Here is a 22,551-nt window from a genome sequence, read left to right as displayed (position 1 = left end):
GGTCAGCTGACCCGCCCCAAGCCGTCGTGAGTGGTAATTCGGGTTCTAACCCGAATTACCACTCACGAGAGCCGCGGCAGACCGCTCACCGAGACATGGAATCGCTGGTCAGCCGGCAACCCAGAAGGCGTAGTCGGCCGAGTACCGGACCGCCGTCTGCGCGCCCGCCGTGCAGGTCCCGGTCGGGGCCACGCCGCCGCGGGTGTTCAGGCGCTGGACGTACGTCACCTTGCCGAAGATGCCGTCGCCGGTGTTGAGGTTGGCCTTGAGCAGCACCTCGGGGATCGCGTCCTTCCGCGGCGAGGTCGCCACCGCCGCCGCGCCGACCGTGCTGCCGTCCACGATGGACGTCCAGACCGGGCCCTTGCTGTGCAGGGCCACCGGTTTCCCGTGCTTCGACAGGACCGCCGCGGGCTGGATCAGCGTCCACGCGCCGTTCGTGCAGCCGTAGATCTGCACGCCCTCCGCGGGATAGGCCGCCACGGGCCGGTTGCCCGCCGGGACCTTGACCGCGTCCGGCACCTTCGAGGCCGCCGGGGTGGCCGAAGCCGTCGCCGCGCCGCCGACCAGGAGGGCACCCACCGCGAGCGCCACCGTCATCCGCTTCATGAATCCACCTTCGAAATCCTCCCGCCGCTTTTCGGCGGGCTCCCGCAATTCGACACGGGAGCCCGCCGGAAACGGTTCAGACGGATCAGGCGGCGGGCACCTCCGCGGTTTCGCCGACGGCTTCCGCCTCGGCCGCCTTCGGGTCCGGCGTCCGGTGCCGCAGGGCCAGCAGCCCGCCGACGACCAGCGTGATGACCACGCCCATCAGCGTGTACCACGGGTAGGCGAGCGCCACCTTGTCGCCGGCCGCCTTGCTGAAGTCGACGCCGATCAGGCCGCCGGTCTTCGCGTTGAACTTCACGCCGAGGATGACGAACGCCATCACCACGACCGTGACGACGAACGCGATGATCGCGTCCACCTGCCGGGCCTTCTTGATCAGCAGGCCGAGCAGGAACGACCCGAGCAGCGCGCCGTAGGTGTAGCCGGTGATGGCCAGGCCGAGCTCGATCACCGAGTTCTTCGTCGTCGAGAACAGCGAGGCGAACACGGCGAACACGACCGCCCAGATCAGTGTCCACATGCGACCGTGACGCAGCAGTTTCGAATCTTCGGGTGAACGTTTGGTGAACCGCTGGTAGAGGTCGGCCACGGTGGACGTCGAAAGCGCGTTGAGCGCCGAGGCCAGCGCGCCCATGGTCGAGGCCAGCACGCCCGCGATGAGCAGGCCCGACACGCCGACCGGCAGGTCGTCGATGATGAACCGCGAGAACACGTCGTCCGGGCTCTGCAGGCCCAGCTGCGCCACCGACTTCCGCCCGTTGAACACCCACAGCATGGCCCCGACCAGCAGGAACAGCGCGAACTGCACGGTGACGATCACGCCGCTGCCGATGAGCGCCTTCTGCCCGTCGCGCAGGCTGCGCGTGGCCAGCAGCCGCTGCGCGATCAGCTGGTCGGCGCCGTGCGACGCCATCGACAGCGCCGCGCCGCCGAGCACTGCCGTCACGAAGGCGTACGGGCTGGTCAGCAGGTTCTTCGTGAAGTCGACGAGCATGAACTTGCCGTCCGCGGACGCCTGCGAAGCCCAGTCGGCGGGCAGCTTGTTCAGCAGCACGATCGCGGCCACCGCGGCGCCGCCCAGGTACAGCGAGAGCTGGATGACGTCGACCCACACGACCGCCTTGATCCCGCCGATGTAGGCGTAGACCAGCGTCAGCGCGGTGAGGATGACGACGATCACCCAGTAGTCCAGGTGGATGCCGTAGTGCCCGAGGATCACCTTGATCGGGATCGCGCCGGCGAACAGGCGCACGCCTTCGGCGAGCAGCCGCGTGATCACGAACGTCACCGACGCGGTGCCCTGCAGCCCGGAGCCGAACCGCTTCCCGAGGAAGGCGTACGCGCTGACGAGGTTGCCCCGGAAGTACCGCGGCAGCAGGACGAACGCCGCGATCGTCCGGCCGATGATGTAGCCGAAGGCCAGCTGCAGGAACAGGAACGCGTTGCCGAAGACCAGCCCGGGCGTGCTGATCACGGTCAGCGTCGAGGTCTCCGTGGCCACCACGGACAGCATCACCGCACCCCACGGGAGGCTGCGCTCGCCGACGAAGTAGTCGGCCGCCGACCGTTGCCTCCGGCCGACGAGCACGCCGATCAGCGGCATCGCCGCCAGGTAGATCACGATGATGGCGAGGTCAACACCGCGCATGGATCACTCCTACCGTCATCCGGACTTCTCCGCGACTCGCAACCGGGTCACGGTGCCCCCCAGCGGGGCGGGAAGGATCAGGGGACCACTGCCGGGGACCAGCGCGCCGAGCACGCGCGGCCCGAGGGCGCCGGTCGCCGACGGCACGCTCCCGGGCACGCCGCACCAGGTGAGCCAGCCCAGCAATGCCGTCAGGTAGGCCTCCTTGCCGGCACCGGGGAGGCCGAGGTCGTCGCTGGTCTTGACCACTGCCGAACCCACGGCGCGGATCAGCGCGGCCATCAGCGCCGGGTTCGCGACGCCGCCGCCCGAGGCGATGACGGTCGTGACGCCGTGACTGCGGCACTGGTCGGCCACCGTGACGGCGGTCAGTTCGGTCAGTGTCGCGAGCAGGTCGCCGGAACCGACATCCTCCAGGCCGGCCAGGGCCGCGTCGAGGTAGCCGGCGTTGAAGTGCTCCTTGCCGGTGGATTTCGGCGGCGCGGCGGCGAAGTACGGGTCGGCCAGCAGCCGGGCGAGCAGGTCGGTGCGCACCGATCCGCCGAGGGCGAGCCGGCCGTCGACGTCGCTGCGCTGCCCGGCGACCCGGTGGGCCGCGAGGTCGAGCAGGGCGTTGGCGGGCCCGGTGTCGTAGGCGATCACCGGCCGGCCCTCGGCGACGACGGTGATGTTCGCGATGCCGCCGAGGTTCAGCGCGGCGACCGGCCGTCCGGTGTCCTCGGCGAGGCCGCGCAGCCACAGCTGGTCGAGCGTGCTCGCCAGGGGCGCGCCGTGGCCGCCCGCGGCGACGTCGCGGGCCCGCAGGTCGGCGCACACCGGCAGCCCGGTGCGCTCGGCGATCCAGGCGGGCTGGCCGAGCTGGAGGGTGCCGCGGACGTGACCGCCGGAGACCCAGTGGAACACCGTCTGGCCGAGCGAGGCGACCAGGTCCGCGCCGCCGCCGGCGAGTTCGGCGGCCCCGCGCCGGGCGGCGTCGGCGAACGCCTGGCCGACGCCGGTGTCCAGCCGCGTCAGCTCACCGGCGGTGCACGGGTTCGGCGGCAGCGCGGCGAGCAGGGCTTCGCGCAGCGGTTCCGGGTAGGGGACGTCGAGTTCGCCCAGCGGCGTCAACACGACCTCGCCGGCTTCGGCGTGCAGGTCGGCGGCGGCCACGTCGATGCCGTCGAGCGAGGTGCCCGAAATCAGGCCGATCACCCGGAAGCCGTGGCTCGCTCTCATCCCCATCCGGAGGGGTTTAGTGGAGGCTCCGGTGTGACGCAACCCACTTGGTGAAGTCTTGGCCCAATCGGGACCCAGGTTGTGACGAATTGCCTGTGCGGACGGGGTGTCCGGCGCGGGGGAGCGCGGATGAAAGGATGGGCCCGTGTCGAGCACCTGGTTCCTGTTCGTAGTCGTCGCCGTCGTCGTGCTGGTCGCCCTGCTGGTGACCGGTCTGCTGGTCGCACGCAGGCGGCGGATCAGCCTGGACAACCGGCGCGAGGTCGAGGAGAAACCGAAGGGCGGTTCGTACGCGGCCAGCGGGGGCATCGCGCTCGCGCCCGGCGGCACGGCCGAGGCCGAAGCCCCCGAGCACCCGGTCGAGGACCGGCCGGAGGTCGACGGCCAGCCGGCGGTGGGCGACGACGCGGCGGTCCCCCGCGACTCGGCCCAGCGCACGGTCCGCGACGTCAAGCTGCCGGACGCAGAGGTCGTCGAGCCGGCCCCGGTCGCCGAGCAGATCGAACCGGCGGCGGGCCGCATGGAGCGGCTGCGCGGCCGCCTGACGAAGTCGCGCTCGATGTTCGGGACGAGCCTGCTGGGCCTGCTCGGCGCCGGCGACCTCGACGAGGACTCCTGGCAGGACGTCGAGGACACGCTGCTGATGGCCGACCTGGGCGCGGCGACCACGAACCAGATCGTCGAGCGCCTGCGCGACGAGCTCTCCCGGCGGGCGGTGCGCTCCTCGGCCGAGGCGCGCGAGGTGCTGCACGAGGTGCTGACGGCGCAGCTGTCCACCGACGGCCACCGCGCGGTCCGGGCGCTGCCGCACACCGTCGACGGCAAGAAGCAGCCGGCGGTGGTGCTGGTGGCCGGCGTCAACGGCACGGGCAAGACGACGACCACGGGCAAGCTCGCCCGGGTGCTGGTGGCCCAGGGCGGAACGGTGCTCCTGGGCGCGGCGGACACGTTCCGCGCGGCGGCGGCCGACCAGCTGCAGACGTGGGCCGAGCGCGTGGGCGCGGAGGTCGTCCGCGGCAAGGAGGGCGCGGACCCGGCGGCGGTGGCGTTCGACGCGGTCAAGCGCGGCGTGGACACGGGCGTGGACGCGGTCCTGGTCGACACGGCGGGCCGCCTGCACACGAAGACGGGCCTGATGGACGAGCTCGGCAAGGTCAAGCGCGTCGTGGAGAAGCAGGCGAAGGTCAACGAGGTGCTGCTGGTCCTCGACGCCACGACGGGCCAGAACGGGCTCATGCAGGCCCGGGTGTTCGCCGAGGTCATCGACGTGACGGGCATCGTGCTGACCAAGCTCGACGGGACGGCCAAGGGCGGCATCGTGTTCCAGGTCCAGAAGGAGCTGGGGGTCCCGGTGAAGCTGGTCGGGCTCGGGGAGGGGCCGGACGACCTGGCCCCGTTCGAGCCGGGCGCGTTCGTGGACGCCCTGCTCGGTTAGCGGACCTTCGCCGCCGGCTCCAGCCGGAACAACGGCGTCCCGTCCGCCTTCCGCAACCCCAGCTGCAGGATCACCGGCGCCGACGCGCGGTTGACCGGGATCAGGCACGGGGACGTCCCGTGGGCCGGCACGGTCAGGTGGGACCAGCCGATCCCCTGCAGGGTGCGGCGGGCCGGGTCGACCACCATCGCCGCGCTGAAGTAGCGGCCGCTGGGGACCGCGATGCGGGCCGTGTGGCCGAGGATCGCCGAGAACGCCGTGCCGGTGCGGCCGCCGTCTTCCTGCATCGTCAGGATCACCGGTGTCCGGCCCTTCGCGGCGCCGTGGTGCCGCACGGTGATCTCGACGGTGCCCGCGGCGGTCTTCGCCGGGCCCGGCCAGGCGGGCGACGCGGGCGAGCCGTCGAGCGCGCGGTCGACGAGCCGGTCCAGGAGGTTCGAAGCGGCGCCCTGCGCGAGCCAGGCCAAGGCGCCCGCGTGCGTGTTCATGCGGCCTCCGGCGATATTCGGATGACGGCGGCGGTGCACCCGGCGCAGAATCCGGGAATGCCCGGTTGACGCACGCGTGCCCCTCCTCGTGGAAGACGCCCAGAAGCCGTCGTTCGCTACGAGAGAGGACCCATTGTGACCGCCATTCACGGCGATCGAGTGCACTTGCGCCCGATCGGTCCAGCCGACCGCGCCCGGATGCGCGAAATCCTGGCCACTCCGGAAGTCGCCCGCTGGTGGGGCGACCCGGATCGCGAAACCGAAGGCCTGTACGAGGTCGAAGAGGGCTACACCGTTTACGTGATCGAGTTCGAGGGCGAAGTCGTCGGCCTGATCCAGAGCTGCGAGGAGCTGGACCCGCAGTACCGCCACGCGGGCATCGACATCTCGGTGCACCCGGGTTTCCACGGCCGCGGCCTCGGCACGGACGCGATCCGGGCGCTGGCCCGCCACCTGTTCGCGGAAGGCCACCACCGGCTGACGATCGACCCGGCGGCGTCCAACGAAACGGCGATCCGGGTGTACACGAAGGTGGGCTTCCGCCCGGTCGGGGTCCTGCGGAACTACGAACGCGCCCCGGACGGCACCTGGCACGACGGGCTGTTGATGGACCTGCTGGAAGGGGAGCTCACTTAGCCGACAGCTTCATCTCGACGAGCTGCTCGGTGAGCTGAATTACCTGCTTGAGCCGCGCGTCCAGCTCGGCGAGCACGTCGTCGAGCGCCGCCGCCTTCTCGGCGGGCGCTCGTTGGGCTTCGTCGGCGCGGAGCAGTTCGGACATCGGGCCATGCCAGCGGTTCGAGTGGTCGGATGATCATTCAGCGTTAGACCGTGACCGCCGCCTGGGAGAGGCTCGCCCCCAGGGCGTCCGCCACCCGCTGCACCGCCGGGGCGATGTGCGCCACCGCCTCGGCGGTCAGCCGTCCGGACGGCCCCGACACCGACACCGCCGCCGGCGCCGGTGCGCCCGGCACCGCCACCGCCACGCACCGCACCCCCAGCTCCTGCTCGGCCTCGTCCAGCGCGTACCCCTGCGAAGCGATCCGCGAAAGCTCGACCGCCAGTGCGTCCGGGTCCGTGAACGTGTGCTCGGTGTACGCGGGCATCCCGGTCCGCGAGAGCAGCTCCCGGACCTCGGTGGCGGGCAGGTGCGCCAGCATCGCCTTGCCCACCCCGGTCCCGTGCGGCAGCAACCGCCGTCCGACCTCGGTGAACATGCGCATCGAGTGCTTCGAGGGCACCTGGGCCACGTACACGACCTCGTCGCGCTCCAGGACCGCCAGGTTCGCCGTCTCGCCGACCTCCTCCACCAGTTCCGCCAGCAGCGGCCGCGCCCACGCGCCGAACTGCATGCTCGCGTTCTCGCCCAGCCGGATCAGCCGCGCGCCCAGTGCGTAGCGGCGGTTCGTGTTCTGGCGGACGTACCCCAGGTCGACCAGCGTGCGGATCAGCCGGTGGATCGTCGGCATCGGCAGGCCGGACAGCGTCGCCAGCTCGGACAGGCTCGCCTCGCCGCCGGTGTCCGCGAGGTGTTCCAGCAGCTCGAAGGCACGCTGCAGGGACTGGACGCCGCCGTCGCGACCGTTCTTCTCCGCCGGCACGGTGGCCCTCCTTACGTCGGCGTTGAGCTTCCGCTATGCAGAAACTATAGTCCGGCTGGTAGAAAACCGTAGGGCCGTTATCCAAAGATCCGAACCCTCGAGGTGTTTCCCCATGTCTTCTGAAGTCCAGGTGCTGGGCGACCCGGTCGAGCGCGGCGACGAGATCCTCACGCCGGAGGCGCTCGCCTTCCTCGCCGGCCTCCACGACGCCTTCGCCGGCCGCCGCGACGAGCTGCTCCGGGCGCGGAGCAAGCGCCGCGAGGAGGCCCGGACCACCGGCCGGCTCGACTTCCTGCCGGAGACCAAGGAGATCCGCGACGGCGACTGGCAGGTCGCCGGGGCCCCGGAGGCGCTCCGCGACCGCCGCGTCGAGATCACCGGGCCGACCGACCGCAAGATGACCATCAACGCGCTCAACTCCGGCGCCAAGGTCTGGCTGGCCGACCTCGAGGACGCCAACACCCCGCACTGGCACAACGTCGTCTCCGGCCAGGTCAACCTGTACGACGCCGTCCGCGAGACGATCACCCTGGAAAGCGGCGGCAAGAGCTACGCGCTGAAGGACGACGTCGAGCACGCCACGATCGTGGTCCGCCCGCGCGGCTGGCACCTGCCCGAAGCCCACCTGACCTTCGGCGGCCGCGAGGGCGTCGGCGCGCTGGTCGACTTCGGCCTGCACTTCTTCCACAACGCGGCCGAACTGCTCAAGCGCGGCAAGGGCCCGTACTACTACCTGCCGAAGATGGAGAGCCACCTCGAAGCGCGGCTCTGGAACGACGTCTTCACCCACGCCGAGAAGACCCTCGGCATCGAGCACGGCACCATCCGCGCCACCGTGCTGATCGAGACCATCCCGGCCGCGTTCGAGATGGAGGAGATCCTCTACGAGCTGCGCGAGCACGCCTCGGGCCTCAATGCCGGCCGCTGGGACTACCTGTTCAGCGTCATCAAGTACTTCCGCGACGCGGGCGAGAAGTTCGTGCTGCCGGACCGCAACTCCGTCACCATGACCGCGCCGTTCATGCGCGCCTACACCGAGCTGCTCGTGCGCACCTGCCACAAACGCGGTGCCTTCGCGATCGGCGGCATGGCCGCGTTCATCCCGAGCAAGGACCCGGAGACCAACAAGGGCGCCTTCGAGAAGGTCCACGCGGACAAGTCCCGCGAGGCCGGCGACGGCTTCGACGGCTCCTGGGTCGCCCACCCGGGCATGGTCGAGCTCTGCAAGGAGGAGTTCGACAAGGTCCTCGGCGACAAGCCGAACCAGCTCGACCGCACTCGCGACGAAGTCAGCGTCACCGCCGACCAGCTGCTCGACGTCGCTTCGACACCGGGCAGCGCGACGGCGGCCGGCCTGCGGGCCGCGGTCGACGTCGGTGTCCGCTACATCGCCTCCTGGCTGGGCGGCAACGGCGCGGCGGCCATCCACAACCTGATGGAGGACGCCGCCACCGCCGAGATCTCGCGCTCGCAGATCTGGCAGTGGGTCAAGAACGGGACCACTTTGGACAGTGGCGACACGGTGACCGCGGAGCTGGTGCGCGGCGTGCTGGCCGACGTCCGCGGCGAGCTGGCCGGCGAGCTCAAGCCGGAGCTGCTGGAGCCCGCGGTGGAGCTGTTCGAGCAGGTCGCGCTGGCCGACGAGTTCCCGGACTTCCTGACGCTGCCCGCGTACGAGAAGATCAAGTAGTGCGACTGCCCGAGGACGTCTACGACGCCGCCGACGCGCGCCTGGCCGAGGCCGACGCGCGCGTCGCGGCGGCGTACCCGGGGGAGCGGCCGGGGCGCCAGCCCGTGCACACGGTGTACGTCCCGGCCTCGCAGTACAAGACGCGCCTGGTGGCCGACTGGGGCAAGCAGGCGATGCGCGTGTTCATCGAGCACGGCGACCTCCTCGGCGCCGACGCCGGCGTGTACGAGCGCGTCCGCGCGAAGCTGCTCACCGAGCCGATCGAAGACCTGCGGATCGACTTCGAGGACGGCTTCGGCCGCGTCCCGGACGACGTCGAGGACGCCGCGGCGCGCGCGGCCGGGCAGACCCTGGCGACCACCGGCGGGACCCCGTTCTGCGGCATCCGGTTCAAGAGCTTCGAAGCGGCGACGCGCCGGCGCGGCATCCGCACCCTCGACCTGTTCCTGGGAGCGCTGCTGGACAACGGCCCGCTGCCGCCCGGGTTCGTCGTCACGCTGCCGAAGGTGACGGCCGTCGAGCAGGTCTCGGTCGCCGCGGACGTCCTTTCCCGGCTGGAATCCGCGTATGACCTGCCCGGGAACACGCTGCGCTTCGAGGTCCAGATCGAGACCGCGCAGTCCATTGTGGACCTCGACGGGACGCTGTCGGTGGCGCGGATCGTGCACGCCGCCGAAGGCCGGTGCACGGGCCTGCACTACGGGACCTACGACTACAGCGCGGGCCTCGGCATCGCGGCCGCGTACCAGAGCATGGAGCACCCGGCGGCGGACCTGGCCAAGGGCCTGATGCAGGTTTCGGCGGCCGGCACCGGCGTCCGCCTCTCGGACGGCTCGACGAACAAGCTCCCGATCGGCGACGCGCTGCCCACGGCGTGGGCCGAACACCTGCGCCTGGTGCGCAGATCCCTGGAACGCGGCTTCTACCAGGGCTGGGACCTGCACCCGCACCAGCTGCCGACCCGCTTCGCGGCGACGTACACGTTCTACCGCGCCGGGTTCCCGGAGGCGGTGCAGCGGTTGCGCGCGTACGCGGACAAGCAGGCCGGGGGAGTGCTGGACGAACCGGCGACCGCGCAGGCGCTGGCGGTGTACCTGCTGCGCGGGCTCGACTGCGGGGCCCTCGACGAAGGCGAGCTGCCCTTCGGGCGCCCGGAGCTGGAGAAGTACGCCCGCCGCGAGGTGTGAGGGTCACTCGTCGAGGCGGGCGCGGTCGGCGGCCGCGCGGCCCGCGCCCCAGCCTTCGTGGCTGCGCACGGTCACCGATTTGTTCACCACTTCGGGGAACAGCTCGGTGAACGCCGCCGCCACCTGCTTCTCGCGGGAAGCCAGTACCGGGAGCAAGCCCGGTTCCTGGGCGATCGTCGCTTCCGCCGCCCGCTCGAGCCGCTCGCCGATCCGGGTGGCGTAGGAGACGAGGAACGACTTCCGGAAATCCCGGGACCGGCCCGCCGGGTCGGCGATCATCGCCCGGGTCGCCTGGACGAGCAGCGACGTCGTGAGCAACTCGACGGCGTCCAGGTCGTCCTCGTCGCCGACGACGGTGACGAAGTCCCAGCGCGCATCGAAGATCGCCTGGCCGCGGTTGGTCTTCGCGACCACGTGGACCAGCAGCGACTTCGCGTCGGTGTAGGGCGTGTCGAGCCAGATCCGGCGGGCCGCGGGCCGTTCGGGCGCGGCGTCGGCCGCCTCGACCAGCGCCCGGTCGAGGGCGTGGCGGGTCATCAGCTCCTGCGCCTTCGCCGAGAGGGCCTCGGCCTCCTCCGGGAACGAGCTCGACTCGGCCTTGGCCAGCAGCGCGCGGACGCGGCTCAGCTTCTTGTCGTCGACGTGGTGACCGGCCGGACGCTCCCACGGTGTTCCCGGCGCGGGCAGCACGACGGTCACCGCCGGCAGCGTCTTGAGCAGGCCGAAGGCTTCGATGACCGCCGCCACGGCTTCGGACGGCGTGAGGATGTGCTTCGCCGCCCACTGCGGCAGGTGCGGCTCGGTCCCGGTCCACCAGCGGACGGCGCCCACGGCGTCGAGCTGCGCCCGCCACCCGGGGTGCAGCGCGGTGAACTGCCCGGCGTAGGCGGCGAGAGTGTCGAGCAGGTACGAGCCGGCGAACTCGTCGAGGCGCCGCCGGGCGGCCTGGTGGAGGTCTTCGGGCAGCCAGCCGGCCCGGCACGCCCGGGCGACCAGCTGCTGCCCCACCCGGTCCGCGGCTTCGGCGAGCTCGGGCGGCAGAGTGAGGTCCGGCGCCAGCCAGTCCGCATCGCCGGGTCCAGCAGCGAACAGCGCGCCGCCGAATTCTTCGGCCGTCGTCGGTGGCGGGCCGACGCGGACCTGCTTCCGCTTGCCCACCCGGCCAGTCTGCCGCAGCGACCCGGGCGGGCGTCGGGTACGTCACTGCGAGCGTTAACACCGCTGGAACATCCGATGCTTAGGGTCCGGCCATGGCGGAGAACAAGAAGCGCTGGTGGACGTCGGTGTTCGTGCAGCTGCTCGTGGCCGTGGTCGCGGGCGTGCTGGTCGGGCACTTCTGGCCGGTGCTCGGAGCCCAGCTCAAACCGGTCGGTGACGGCTTCATCCGGCTGATCAAGATGATCATCGCGCCGCTGATCTTCTGTGTCGTGGTGACCGGGATCGCGGCCGTCGGGGACATCAAAGCGGTCGGACGAATCGGACTCAAGGCCATTGTCTACTTCGAGGTCGTGACGACGTTCGCGCTGCTGTTCGGCCTGGTCGTGGCGAACGTCTTCCGGCCGGGTGCCGGCCTCGACATCAACCCGGCGACGCTCGACCCGAAAGCCGTCACCGCGCAGACCAAGGGCGGGCAGCTGCCGTCGGTCGGGGACTTCCTGCTGCACACGATCCCCGACAGCGTGGTGAACGCGTTCGCGCAGAACCAGCTGCTGCAGGTGCTGGTGTTCGCGGTGTTCTTCGGTGTGGCGCTGGCCGCGGTCGGGCGGGAGCGGGCGCCGCTGGTGCTCGGTTTCGTCGACCAGGTGCAGCAGGTCATCTTCAAGGTGATGGGCTGGATCATGCGGGTCGCGCCGCTGGGCGCGTTCGGCGCGATGGCGTTCATCATCGGCCAGTACGGGCTGTCCACATTGGGCACCTACGCCAAGCTGATCGCCGCCTGCTACGGCGCGGCCGTGCTCTTCACCCTCGTCCTCGCCGCGATTTCCCGCTTCTACGCCGGGGTCTCGGTCTGGAAGTTCCTCCGCTACGCCCGCGAAGAGTTCCTGCTCGCGCTGGGCACGGCCTCGACGGAGTCGGTGATGCCGCGGATCATGGTCAAGCTCACCGACGCGGGCTGCTCCCGCGCCGCGACGGGCCTGGTGGTCCCGACCGGGTATTCGTTCAACCTCGACGGCGCGACCATCTACCTGTCGATCTGCACGGTGTTCCTGGCCCAGGCGTTCGGCGTGGAGATGACGCTCGGCCAGCAGCTGCTGGCGGTGCTGATCCTGATGCTGACGTCGAAGGGCATGGCGGGCGTCCCGGGCTCGAGCTTCCTGGCCCTGTCGGCCACCGCCGCGGCGATCGGCGCGTTCCCGGTGGCGGGCGTGGCCCTGCTGCTGGGCGCGGACCGCCTGATGGACTCGATGCGCGTGTTCGTCAACCTGCTGGGCAACTGCGTGGCGACGTTCGTGGTGGCGAAGTCGGAAGGCCAGCTGGACCGGGACAGGCTGCGGGAAACCCTCGAAGGAGTGACGCCGGTCGCGGCTTAACGCAGCCGCGGGAGCGCGTCGCGGGCGAAGTGGCTCAGCGTCCGCAGGTCTTCGGCGAACCGCTCCCGGTGGTCCTCGGGCAGCGGCCCGAAGAAGAACTGCTCGATGTTCGCCACGTGCAGGCGGCTGGCCCGCACGGTCGTCTCCTCGCCGAAGGCGGTCAGCCGGACGAGCTGGACCCGCCGGTCGCTCGGGGAAGCCGTGCGGGTCACCAGCCCGGTCGCCACCATCCGGTCGACCAGCCGGGTCGCCCCGCCGGTGGTGAGCACCTGCTCCTGGGCGATCGAGCGCATGGTCAGCCCGTCCTCGCCGGTGCGGCCCACGATCAGCAGGACCTCGTACATCAGTTGCGTGATCCCGCATTCGCGTTCCAGTGCCCGCCCGAGCAGGTACCGGAGCCGGTGCGCCGCGCCCTGCAGCTGCCCGAAGGCCAGCACGCGGGCGTCGTCCGCCGCCTGCTGGGCCGAACCGATTTCGGGGTGCACGCCCTCATCCTCCCCTTTGCCCCCTGTCGCGCAACGCGAGACGGCGGCCGATGGGGTGCGAGGCGCGCCCCCTGCGCCGAGCGGGCGAGCGGCCGTTCTAATCGCCGGCCTGCAAGGCGAGATACACCTCGAGCTGGTCGGTGAACTCCGTCAGATCCACGCCCAGCAGCTCGCCGGCCCGCCCGATGCGGTACCGCAGCGTGTTGACGTGGACGTGCAACGCCTTCGCCGCCCGGGTCGGCGAGCCCGAGCACGCCAGGAACACCCGGACCGTGTGCACCAGATCCGTGTGCTGCTCGGCGTCGTAGGCCAGCAGCGGCCCGAGCACCCGGCGCCGCAGCGCCGCGCGCAGCCCGGCCGGCGCGCCGGCCAGCAGCAGCTCGTGCACGTCGGCCTCGCCGGCCCGGACCACCGCCACCCGGCCCGGCCGCCGCGCCGCCAACGCCACGGCGTACCGGGCGCTCTCCGCGGCTTCGTCGCGCGGGCCCGGATCGCCGACCCCGCAGAGGATCCGCTTCGCCCGGAGCAGGGGTTCCACAATGGACAACCCGGCCGGGGAGGGCCGCAGCGCGGTCGCCGCGGAGGTCGTCTCCCCGGAGGTTTCGAGCAGCACCGCGTCCGGCAGCCACTCGCTCAGGACGTCCCGGCTCTCGTCACTGCCTTCGGTCCGCAACGCGACGACGCACACGTCATCGGGCAGCTCGGCGGCGGACGGCACCGCACGGGCCCGGGTGACCCCGACCAGCCCCGCGACCTCTTCGGCCAGCTCGGCCTGCGCGCTGCTCAACGACCCCCCGACGGCGATCAGCCACGGCACCGCGTGCCGCCCCTCGACCGGGACCACCGTCAGCGGTCCCGGCTCGCGCGCCGCGTACCGGCGGACGACGTCCCCGGCCGGGATCGGCAGCGGGGCCGTCCCGGCGATGGTCCGGCCCAGGCCCGACAGCACCCAGCAGGGCAGCCCGAGTTCCGCCGCGGCGCGGTCCACCAGCGTCTCGACCGGTGCTTCCGCGGCCGCCTGCAAACGTTTGCGCGCGCTGTCGGACGCGGCCGCCAGCGCCAGCACGACCTGCTCGGTGATCACCGAGAACGACAGGTCGGCCGGCACTTCCAGCAGCGGGATCCCGTGCCGGACGCAGGCGTCGACGACGTCGTCCGGTATCCCGCCCGAGTCGGCGCCGGACGCCGCCAGCGCCGCCGCGCCCGAGCGGGCCAGCGCGGCCACGAACGGCTCGGCGTCGCCCGGGGCGTGCCACCAGAGCAGGCCGGAAAGCACCAGCTCACCGGCCGACAGGTACCGTCCGGGGTCGGACAGCTCCGTGACGTAGATGCGCGTCACCGGCCGGTCGAGCAGGTCGTCGCCGGCCCGCGGGCGCAGCCGCAGCCCGGGCAGGCCCAGCAGAGTTTTCACGGTCGTCATGAGGCTTGTAGGAAAGCACAAACGCAGCCCGGTCCGCTGCGGTGCGATTCATGCGTGGTGCCGTTGCCGCCCGGCCGTGATCCGTCGTCTACTGGTCTATCGCCCTCACGAAGGAGCACGCCCGTGGAGTTCCTGCGTCCCACGACGCTCGCCGAGGCACTGGCGCTCAAGGCCGAGCGGCCCGGCGCGGTGCCGATCGCCGGTGGCACCGACGTCATGGTCGAGCTGAACTTCGACCACCGGCGTCCCGAGGCGCTGCTGGACCTGACCACGGTGCCCGAGCTGGCGGAGTGGTCCACTGTGGACCAGCCGGACGGCACCGTCCGGCTCGGCGCCGGCGTCCCGTACTCCCGGGTCATCACTGAACTGGGTGAATCCGTCCCGGCGCTGGCCATGGCGTCCCGCACGGTCGGGTCCCCGCAGATCCGCAACCGCGGCACGGTCGGGGGCAACCTCGGCGCCGCTTCGCCCGCGGGCGACACCCATCCGGTGCTGCTCGCCCTGGACGCGCAGGTCGAGGTGGCCTCCGTCCGGGGGACCCGCCTCCTCCGCGCGGAGGAGTTCTACGTCGGCGTGAAACGCCACGCCCTGGCCGAGGACGAGCTGATCACCGCCGTCCACCTGCCCGCACACGCCGGGCCGCAGCAGTTCACCAAGGTCGGCACGCGCAACGCGATGGTCATCGCGGTCTGCTCCTTCGCGATTTCGCTCCGGCAGGGCGCGGTGGGCGCGGCTATCGGATCCGCCGCCCCCACCCCGCGCCGCGCCCGCGAGGCCGAGGACTTCCTGGCCGCCGAGCTGCCGTGGACGTCCCCCGAGCCGCTGCCGGACTCCCTGAAACGCCGCTTCGGCGACCTAGTCGGGGAAGCTGCGTCGCCGATCGACGATGTCCGGGGCAGCGCCGCGTATCGGAAGCACGCGTTGGGGGTACTTGCGCGGCGTACGTTGACCTGGGCCTGGGACGAACACCGGACGGGGGAGCGCGCATGCGCCTGAATGTCACGATCAACGGCGAGCCGCGGCAGGCGGACGACGTCTGGGAAGGCGAAAGCCTGCTGTACGTGCTGCGCGAGCGGCTCGGCCTCCCGGGCTCGAAGAACGCCTGCGAGCAGGGCGAATGCGGCTCCTGCACGGTCTACCTCGACGACGTCCCGGTGTGCGCCTGCCTGGTCGCGGCCGGGCAGGCCGAGGGCCGGGTGGTGCGCACGGTCGAGGGGCTGGCCGACGGCGACACCCTCGACCCGGTCCAGCAGTCCTTCGTGGACGCGGGGGCGGTCCAGTGCGGGTTCTGCACGCCGGGCCTGGTCGTCGCCGCGCACGACCTGCTGAACCGCGTCCCCGACCCGAGTGACGAGGAGATTCGCGAGGCGCTGGCCGGCAACCTCTGCCGCTGCACCGGCTACGAGAAGATCCTCGACGCGGTGCGCGCGGCCGCGAAGGGGGGAGTGGCGTGAGGACGCTCATCGCGAACGCGGCCATCGCCACCGTCAGCGGCGAGGAGTACGCGAGCGGGCACGTCGTAATCGAGAACGACCGGATCGCCGAAGTCGGCGAAGGCGTGTACACCGGCGAGTTCGACGAGCGCGTCGACGCCGAAGGCTGCCTGGTCACGCCCGGCCTGATCAACACCCACCACCACCTGTACCAGTGGGCGACCCGCGGGATGGCCGCCGACCACACGCTCTTCGAGTGGCTGGTCGCGCTCTACCCGGTCTGGAAGCGCCTCGACGCCGAGATCACGCACGCGGCAGGCACCGCCGGGATGGCGCGGCTGGCGCTGACCGGCTGCACCACCGTCGCCGACCACCACTACGTCTTCCCCCGCGACGGCGGCGACCAGGTCGCGGCGCTGGCCGCGGCCCGCCAGCGGATCGGCGTGCGGCTGCACGTCGTGCGCGGGTCGATGGACCGCGGCGAGTCCGACGGCGGCCTGCCGCCGGACAACCTGGTCGAGCCGACCGAGGACGCCCTGATCGGCACCGAAGCGGCGATCGACCGCTTCCACGACGACTCCGCCGGTGCCCACCTGCAGATCGCCGCGGGCCCGTGCTCGCCGTTCTCGGTCACCGAACGGCTGATGTCCGGCGCCGCCGAGCTGGCCCGGCGCAAGGGCGTCCGCCTGCACACCCACCTCGCCGAGACCCTGGACGAAGAACGCCAGTGCCTCGCCGAAGTGGGGTGCACGCCCGCCGAGTACGCCGACAAGCTCGGCTGGCTCGCCGACGACGTCTGGCTCGCGCACACCATCCACCTCGCGCCCGAGGCGATCCGCCGCTTCGGCGCCACCGGCACCGGGTCGGCACACTGCCCGACGTCCAACGGCCGCATCGGCGCCGGCATCGCGCCCGTCCGCGACCTGCTCGACGCTCGCGTCCCGGTCGGCCTGGGTGCCGACGGTGCCGCGTCCAACGAATCCGGCGGCCTCGGCGAAGAGCTGCACCAGTCGCTGCTGCAGGCCCGCCAGCGCGGCGGGCCCCGCGGCCTGACCACGCGCGAAGCGCTGTGGATGGGCACGATGGGCGGCGCCCGCTGCCTCGGCCGCGCCGGCGACCTCGGCTCCCTGGACCCCGGCAAGCTCGCCGACCTGGCCGTCTGGGACCTGACCGGGCTGAACTACGCGGGCATCACCGACCCGGTCGCGGCGCTGGTGCTCGGCACCACGCCGCCGCTGCGCCGGCTGTTCGTCGGCGGCAAGGCCGTCGTCGAGGACGGCACCCTGCGCGAAGCCGACGAGTCCGCCATCGCCCGCGAGCTGGCTGCCGCGAGCGCCCGGTTGCGGGAGGCCAGATGACCAGCACCACCGCCGTCACGACGACGACCGCGAACGGCGTCGGCACCTCGCCGCAGCGCCCCGACGGCACGGTGAAGGTCCGCGGCGAGTTCGCCTACTCCTCGGACCTGTGGCACGAGGACATGGTGTGGGGCGTGACGCTGCGCAGCCCGCACCCGTACGCGCGGATCGCCTCGATCGACATCGCGGAAGCCCTCGCCGTGCCCGGGGTGTACGCGGTGCTGACGCACGAGGACGTCCCGGGCGTCAACCGCTACGGCCTCGAGCACGCCGACCAGCCGGTGCTCGCGTCCGACGTCGTGCGCTACCAGGGCGAGCCGGTGGCGCTGGTCGCCGCCGACCACCCGGAGACCGCGCGCCGCGCGATGAAGCGGATCGCCGTCACCTACGAAGAGCTTTCTCCCGTGACGGACTCCGAAGCGGCTGTCGCGGGCGAAGGGCCTTCGCTGCACGAAGGGGGCAACGTCGTCCGGCACGTGAAGATCCGCCGTGGGCCGCAGGACCTCGACGCCGACGTGGTCGTCTCCGGCGTCTACGAGGTCGGCATGCAGGACCAGGCCTTCCTCGGCCCCGAGTCCGGGCTCGCCGTGCCGGACACCGAAGGCGGTGTCGACCTGTACGTCGCGACGCAGTGGCTCCACGTCGACCAGCAGCAGATCGTCGCCGCCCTGGGCCTCCCGGTCGAGAAGGTGCGGCTCACGCTCGGCGGCGTCGGCGGGGCGTTCGGCGGCCGGGAAGACCTGTCGATGCAGGTGCACGCGTGCCTGCTGGCCCTGCACACCGGCAAGCCGGTGAAGATGGTCTACAACCGCGAAGAGTCCTTCTACGGGCACGTCCACCGCCATCCGGCGAAGATGTACTACGAGCACGGCGCCACCCGCGACGGCCGGCTCGTGTACGTGAAGACGCGCCTGTACCTCGACGGTGGCGCGTACGCGTCCTCGACGGGCGCGGTGGTCGCGAACGCGGCGACGCTCGGCGTCGGGCCGTACAAAGTGGACAGCGTCTCGGTGGACTGCTGGGGCACGTACACGAACAACCCGCCGTGCGGCGCCATGCGCGGCTTCGGCGCGGTGCAGGCGGCGTTCGGCTACGAGTCCCAGATGGACAAGCTCGCCGCGGCCTGCGGTCTCGACCCGGTGGAGATCCGCGTCCGCAACGCGATGAGCGAAGGCGACCTGATGCCGACCGGCCAGGTCGTCGACGCGGAAGCGCCGGTCGCCGAGCTGCTGACCCGCCTCCGCGACCTGCCGATGCCGCCGGAGCGGCCGTTCGACCTGCGGCACATGCCGGGCGGGGTGTCGAACACGACCCACGGCGAAGGCGTCGTCCGCGGGGTCGGGTACGCGGTCGGGATCAAGAACGTCTGCTTCTCCGAAGGCTTCGACGACTACTCGACGGCCCGCGTGCGGCTGCAGCTGGTCGGCGGGGAGCCGGCCGCGACCGTGCACACCGCGGCCTGCGAGGTCGGCCAGGGCCTGGTGACGATCATGCAGCAGATCGTCCGCACCGAACTCGGCGTCGACCGGGTGACGGTCCTGCCGATGGACACCTCGATCGGCAACGGCGGCTCGACGTCGGCGTCGCGCCAGACCTACGTCACCGGCGGCGCGGTGCAGGCCGCCTGCGTGGCGGTGCGGGCGCGGCTGCTGTCCCGGTTCGACACCCTGGTGCGGGTGGTCGGCGGCAAGCTCGTCGCGGCCGACGGCCAGGTGGTCGCCGACCTGGTGGACGTCCTCGGCGAAGACGTCTACGACGAGACGATCGAGTGGCGGCACCGGCCGACGTCCGCACTGGACCCGGAGACCGGCCAGGGGACCGCGCACGTGCAGTACGCGTTCGCCGCGCACCGGGCGGTCGTCGACGTCGACACCGAGCTGGGCCTGGTCAAGGTGGTCGCGCTGGACTGCGCCCAGGACGTCGGCAAGGCGCTGAACCCCCAAGCCGTGCTGGGCCAGATCCAGGGCGGCTCGGCGCAGGGGCTCGGGCTCGCGGTGATGGAGGAGATCCAGACCTCCGGCGGGAAGATCCGGAACCCTTCCTTCACCGACTACCTGATCCCGACGGTGCTGGACATGCCGCCGATGACCATCGACGTCCTGGAGCGTCCCGACCCGCACGCGCCCTACGGCCTGCGCGGGGTGGGCGAGCCGCCGACGATCTCGTCGACGCCGGCGATCGTGGCCGCGATCCGGGCCGCGACCGGGCTCGCGCTCACCCGCGTCCCGGTGCGGCCGGAGCACCTCACGGGCACCTGAGTCACTTCAGGCTCCAGTTCTGGTTGGCGCCGTCGTTGCAGCCCCAGAGCTCGAGCCGGGTGCCGTTGACGTTGCCGGCGGGCTTGTCGCCGCCCGTGACGTCGACGCACAGCCCGGCCTGGGTGATCGAGCCGTCGGCCTCCAGCCGGAACTTCTGGTTCCCGCCGCCGTGGCAGTCCCAGACGACGAGCCCGGTCCCGGAGGCGCTGGCGCCGCCGAAGGCGTCCAGGCAGAGCCCGCCGGCTTTGAGCTCGCCGGCGCTCGTGAACGTCCAGCCCTGGACGGGGCCGCCGCCGCAGTCCCAGATGTCGACCGGGGTGCCGGGCGTCGCCGAGCCACCGCTGACGTCGATGCACCGCGCCGAGGAGGCGCCCTGGATCGGCTGCGTGGCGTCGGTGCTGGTGCCGTGCGCGCCGGCTTTCACGCGGTAGGCGACCGTGCTGTGCGGCAGGACGTTCGCGCTGATCGCGCCGCTGGTCGTGGTGACCTCCTTCGACCACAGGTTGGTCAGCCGGTAGCTCGACGCGGCGGCCAGCCCGGCCGCGGCGGCCGTCGTCGAAATCGTGCGGGCGGTGGTGTTCTCGTTGAGCAGCACCACGGCCACGTCGCCGCCCCGGAGGGGTTTCGCGAGCACGTCCATGCCGTCTCCGGTCGCGATCCGCCGGGCCTGCTTGCCGAGGGAGTCCTGGCCGACGGCGATGACGTCCGGGTCGAGGTAGACGGAGAAGGTGGCGACGCTCGCCGAGCGCAGGTCGGCGCCCGCGATGAGCGGCGCGGCCATCGCCGCCCAGAGCGTGAAGTGCGCGCGGTCCTCCTTGAAGCCCATGCCGTTGCCGACCTCGAGCATGTCCGGGTCGTTCCAGGCGCCCGGCCTCGCGGCGGAGGCGAGCCCGACGTTCTGGCGGTAGATCGCGTCGACGGTGCCCCAGTTGTTGGTGATGTCACCGGTGGTGCGCCACAGGTTGCCGACGTCCGCCGCCCAGCTCACGGGGGCGAAGTCACCCCATTCGCAGATGCTGTAGACGATCGGGCGGCCGGTCGCCCTCAGCGCGTCGCGCATCGCCGAGTAGCGCCGGATGTAGTCCTCCTGGCTGTTGCTGCCGTTGTTGAAGCAGTTGTCGTACTTGAGGTAGTCGACGCCCCAGCTCGCGAAGAGGGCGGCGTCGGCCTGTTCGTGGCCGAGACTGCCGGGGTAGCTCTGGCACGTCATCGTGCCGGCGCTTTCGTAGATGCCGAACTTCATGCCGCGGGCGTGGATGTAGTCGCCGAGCGCCTTGAGACCGCTGGGGAACTTCGCGGGATCGGCGACGAGGTTGCCCGCGCCGTCGCGGGATCGGGCCATCCAGCAGTCGTCGAGGTTGACGTAGGTGTAGCCGCGGTCCCGCATCCCGGTGCCGACCATCAGGTCGGTGGTCTGCTTGACGAGGGTCTCGTTGATGTTGCACTCGAAAGTGTTCCAGGTGTTCCAGCCCATCGGCGGGGTGCGGGCGAGGCCGTTTTCGAGGGCGGTGGCCGGGCTCGCGATCGAGGCGGCGGCTGCGGTGGTGACGGCGGCGGCGATGGCGAGGGCGCGGCGCATGGCGACTCCAACCGGACGGCGTTGTGAGGCAGGAGGACTAGACCACCAATCAGGATCCGTGGTGGATCCCCACGTGGTCAAGCGCCATGTTGGTAACTTTTGTCCAGTCCGGGTTGGAGTTGCGGGCTCTCTCCGAGGAGCCGCCGGGCGACGTCGACGGTCGCGGCCCCGGCAACGGCCATGGCTTCGGTGTCGCGCAGTGAGCGGCAGAGGACGAAGGCGCCTTCGAGGTTGTTGACGGCGGTGATGGTGAGGGTCCGCGCGGCTTCCCGGCTGAGCCCGAACCGCGCGAACTTCTCGGTCCCGGCGTCGATCCAGGCGGTGAAGACGTCGGCGGTGGCCTTCCGGAGCGGCTCGTTGGTGGAGGCGACCTCGAGGGCGACGGTCGCGATCGGGCACCCTTCGACGTAGTCGGTGGCTTCGAGGGTCGCGACCCCGGCGGCGAAGAAGGCTTCGATGCCGCTGACGAGGTCCGCGGCCGGGGCGATGAAGAGGTCGAAGAGGGCGATGTAGGCGAGCCCCGAGGTGCGGACGACTTCTTCGCCGAGCTGTTCCTTCCCGCCGGGGAAGAAGTGGTAGAGCGACCCGAAGGGCGCGTTGGCCTCGGCGACGATCTGCTTCAGCCCGGTGCCGGCGTAGCCGTTGCGCCGGAAGAGCTCGGCGCCGGCGGCCATGATGCGGTCCTTGGTCCCTGCCACCGTTCGATGATAGAGCGTTCTATCAACTCAGTGGAGGTCCCAGGCCGGCCCCGGATCTTCGGCGTCGTCGCGCAGGATCGTGCCCTCGATCAGGCCGTACGGCCGGTCCGCGGCGTAGAACACCTCGTTGTCGTTCTTCAACCCGAACGGGCTGAGGTCCACCAGGAAGTGGTGTTTGTTCGGCAACGACAACCGCACCTCGGCGACCTCTTCGCGGGTCTCGAGCACCGCCGCCCCCATCGCATACAGCGTCTGCTGCAGCGAAAGGCTGTGTTTCGTCGCGAACGTCTCCAGCAGCACGCGCCGGATCTCGGCGTGCGACGAAGCCCAGTCGATCGCCGAGCCCTGGTAGCGCCACCGGGCCGTGACCGCGGTGGCCAGGATCCGGTCGTTCGTCTCGGCGAGGGTCGTGTACTCGTCGCGCGGGAAGCCGTGGAACTCCGACCCCGTGGACTTCAGCAGCGTCAGGCCGTCGATACCCGAAACCACCCACGCGCGGCCGTCCTGGATCGTCACCGCCGTCGTGCGGCGCTCGTCGCCGGAGCGGCTGAACGCGTGGTCGTGCGGCGAACCACCGACGGCGATCCGGTCCCAGCCGTGCTCGTCGATCTTGACGCGTGCCCCGGTGATGTTCTCCTGCGTGCCCACGAAGTGCCGGGCCAGGCGCAGCCCGAAGTCCTCGATCTCGCCGACCGGCGCCTCCTTCGCGAAGGCGTACACGGTGTTCTTCTGCGTGTCCGTCGCCAGCACCCCGACGTTGTCGCCGGTCAGGTGCGTCGCGGCCAGCTCGCTGCGCAGGGAGGTCGACACCGTCAGGTCCTTGAGGTGGTGCACCGGGCCGTCGCGGCGCACCGTGACCAGGCGGACCTCCGCCTTGCCGTACTGGTTGGGGCCCAGGGTGATGGCCACG

The 22,551-nt window shown here is 71.6% G+C and carries 21 protein-coding genes; 9 read left to right on the top strand and 12 right to left on the bottom strand.

The features are described from left to right. Window positions 1–108 precede the first annotated feature (108 nt). From ACWED2_RS39555 to ACWED2_RS39545, 3 genes are all read right to left on the bottom strand, one after another. Window positions 109–609, bottom strand: coding sequence for a DUF3455 domain-containing protein (locus ACWED2_RS39555; RefSeq protein WP_449695641.1), 501 nt, complete (start codon window positions 607–609; stop codon window positions 109–111). 85 nt (window positions 610–694) lie between these two features. After that, window positions 695–2,260 carry a sodium:solute symporter gene (locus tag ACWED2_RS39550; protein ID WP_449695640.1) on the bottom strand — a complete coding sequence of 522 codons (1,566 nt, stop codon included), beginning with the start codon at window positions 2,258–2,260 and terminating at the stop codon, window positions 695–697. A 15-nt stretch (window positions 2,261–2,275) separates the two neighbouring features. Continuing rightward, the gene (locus ACWED2_RS39545; protein ID WP_449695639.1) at window positions 2,276–3,484 is read right to left on the bottom strand and encodes an anhydro-N-acetylmuramic acid kinase; all 1,209 of its coding nucleotides are present in this window, start codon (window positions 3,482–3,484) and stop codon (window positions 2,276–2,278) included. Window positions 3,485–3,623: 139 nt separating this feature from the next. Between ACWED2_RS39545 and ftsY the strand changes: the two genes are divergently transcribed. Then, window positions 3,624–4,913: a signal recognition particle-docking protein FtsY gene (gene ftsY / locus ACWED2_RS39540; protein WP_449695638.1), complete on the top strand. Its 1,290-nt coding sequence runs from the start codon at window positions 3,624–3,626 to the stop codon at window positions 4,911–4,913. On the opposite strand, the gene ACWED2_RS39535 is transcribed toward ftsY, so the two are convergent. Then, window positions 4,910–5,401, bottom strand: a complete 492-nt coding sequence (locus tag ACWED2_RS39535; RefSeq protein WP_449695637.1) for a hypothetical protein — start codon at window positions 5,399–5,401, stop codon at window positions 4,910–4,912. The two genes, ftsY and ACWED2_RS39535, sit on opposite strands and share 4 nt — an antisense overlap. 135 nt (window positions 5,402–5,536) lie before the next feature. On the opposite strand from ACWED2_RS39535, the gene ACWED2_RS39530 reads away from it, so the two are divergent. Continuing rightward, window positions 5,537–6,037 carry a GNAT family N-acetyltransferase gene (locus tag ACWED2_RS39530; protein ID WP_449695636.1) on the top strand — a complete coding sequence of 167 codons (501 nt, stop codon included), beginning with the start codon at window positions 5,537–5,539 and terminating at the stop codon, window positions 6,035–6,037. On the opposite strand, the gene ACWED2_RS39525 is transcribed toward ACWED2_RS39530, so the two are convergent. Together ACWED2_RS39525 and ACWED2_RS39520 are read right to left on the bottom strand one after the other, a co-directional pair. Further along, window positions 6,030–6,182 (bottom strand): hypothetical protein, encoded by a 153-nt coding sequence (locus tag ACWED2_RS39525; RefSeq protein WP_449695635.1) that lies wholly within the window; start codon window positions 6,180–6,182, stop codon window positions 6,030–6,032. The two genes, ACWED2_RS39530 and ACWED2_RS39525, sit on opposite strands and share 8 nt — an antisense overlap. Before the next feature lie 43 nt (window positions 6,183–6,225). Then, the gene (locus ACWED2_RS39520; RefSeq protein WP_449695634.1) at window positions 6,226–7,002 is read right to left on the bottom strand and encodes an IclR family transcriptional regulator; all 777 of its coding nucleotides are present in this window, start codon (window positions 7,000–7,002) and stop codon (window positions 6,226–6,228) included. A gap of 112 nt (window positions 7,003–7,114) precedes the next feature. Here ACWED2_RS39520 and aceB point away from each other — a divergent pair, with 112 nt between their 5' ends. Further along, the gene (gene aceB / locus ACWED2_RS39515; protein WP_449695633.1) at window positions 7,115–8,692 is read left to right on the top strand and encodes a malate synthase A; all 1,578 of its coding nucleotides are present in this window, start codon (window positions 7,115–7,117) and stop codon (window positions 8,690–8,692) included. Next, window positions 8,692–9,879 carry a DUF6986 family protein gene (locus ACWED2_RS39510; protein ID WP_449695632.1) on the top strand — a complete coding sequence of 396 codons (1,188 nt, stop codon included), beginning with the start codon at window positions 8,692–8,694 and terminating at the stop codon, window positions 9,877–9,879. The genes aceB and ACWED2_RS39510 overlap by 1 nt, the downstream gene beginning before the upstream one ends. A gap of 3 nt (window positions 9,880–9,882) precedes the next feature. Here the strand turns inward: ACWED2_RS39510 and ACWED2_RS39505 are convergent, their stop codons facing one another. After that, window positions 9,883–11,037, bottom strand: coding sequence for a DUF2786 domain-containing protein (locus ACWED2_RS39505; protein WP_449695631.1), 1,155 nt, complete (start codon window positions 11,035–11,037; stop codon window positions 9,883–9,885). A gap of 92 nt (window positions 11,038–11,129) precedes the next feature. Here ACWED2_RS39505 and dctA point away from each other — a divergent pair, with 92 nt between their 5' ends. Then, window positions 11,130–12,410, top strand: a complete 1,281-nt coding sequence (gene dctA / locus ACWED2_RS39500) for a C4-dicarboxylate transporter DctA (protein ID WP_449695630.1) — start codon at window positions 11,130–11,132, stop codon at window positions 12,408–12,410. Here the strand turns inward: dctA and ACWED2_RS39495 are convergent. Continuing rightward, window positions 12,407–12,895: a MarR family winged helix-turn-helix transcriptional regulator gene (locus ACWED2_RS39495; protein WP_449695629.1), complete on the bottom strand. Its 489-nt coding sequence runs from the start codon at window positions 12,893–12,895 to the stop codon at window positions 12,407–12,409. The two genes, dctA and ACWED2_RS39495, sit on opposite strands and share 4 nt — an antisense overlap. A 97-nt stretch (window positions 12,896–12,992) precedes the next feature. Further along, window positions 12,993–14,315, bottom strand: coding sequence for a PucR family transcriptional regulator (locus ACWED2_RS39490; protein WP_449695628.1), 1,323 nt, complete (start codon window positions 14,313–14,315; stop codon window positions 12,993–12,995). Window positions 14,316–14,438: 123 nt separating this feature from the next. Here ACWED2_RS39490 and ACWED2_RS39485 point away from each other — a divergent pair, with 123 nt between their 5' ends. Genes ACWED2_RS39485 through pucD form a run of 4 tightly spaced genes read left to right on the top strand, consistent with a single transcriptional unit; the run spans window position 14,439 to window position 19,364 of the window. Then, entirely contained in the window at window positions 14,439–15,311 is an 873-nt protein-coding gene (locus ACWED2_RS39485) for an FAD binding domain-containing protein (RefSeq protein ID WP_449695627.1), read from the top strand. Next, a complete protein-coding gene (locus tag ACWED2_RS39480; protein ID WP_361082788.1) occupies window positions 15,302–15,769 on the top strand; it encodes a (2Fe-2S)-binding protein in 468 nt (155 codons plus the stop codon). Before ACWED2_RS39485 ends, ACWED2_RS39480 begins: the two co-directional genes overlap by 10 nt. Further along, window positions 15,766–17,106, top strand: a complete 1,341-nt coding sequence (locus tag ACWED2_RS39475; RefSeq protein WP_449695626.1) for an 8-oxoguanine deaminase — start codon at window positions 15,766–15,768, stop codon at window positions 17,104–17,106. The genes ACWED2_RS39480 and ACWED2_RS39475 overlap by 4 nt, the downstream gene beginning before the upstream one ends. Beyond that, window positions 17,103–19,364 (top strand): xanthine dehydrogenase subunit D, encoded by a 2,262-nt coding sequence (pucD, locus tag ACWED2_RS39470; RefSeq protein WP_449695625.1) that lies wholly within the window; start codon window positions 17,103–17,105, stop codon window positions 19,362–19,364. Before ACWED2_RS39475 ends, pucD begins: the two co-directional genes overlap by 4 nt. 1 nt (window position 19,365) lies before the next feature. On the opposite strand, the gene ACWED2_RS39465 is transcribed toward pucD, so the two are convergent. From ACWED2_RS39465 to pucL, 3 genes are all read right to left on the bottom strand, one after another. Continuing rightward, window positions 19,366–20,943 (bottom strand): glycoside hydrolase family 27 protein, encoded by a 1,578-nt coding sequence (locus tag ACWED2_RS39465; protein WP_449695624.1) that lies wholly within the window; start codon window positions 20,941–20,943, stop codon window positions 19,366–19,368. A gap of 77 nt (window positions 20,944–21,020) precedes the next feature. Next, on the bottom strand, window positions 21,021–21,641 hold the full coding sequence (locus ACWED2_RS39460; protein ID WP_449695623.1) for a TetR/AcrR family transcriptional regulator: 621 nt from the start codon (window positions 21,639–21,641) through the stop codon (window positions 21,021–21,023). A gap of 27 nt (window positions 21,642–21,668) precedes the next feature. Then, complete coding sequence (gene pucL, locus ACWED2_RS39455) at window positions 21,669–22,550, bottom strand: factor-independent urate hydroxylase (RefSeq protein WP_449695622.1); 882 nt, start codon at window positions 22,548–22,550, stop codon at window positions 21,669–21,671. Window position 22,551 lies beyond the last annotated feature (1 nt).

Source organism: Amycolatopsis sp. NPDC005003, assembly GCF_053600695.1.
Note: the sequence above shows the minus strand (reverse complement) of the source record. Positions and strands in the feature narration are given on the sequence as shown.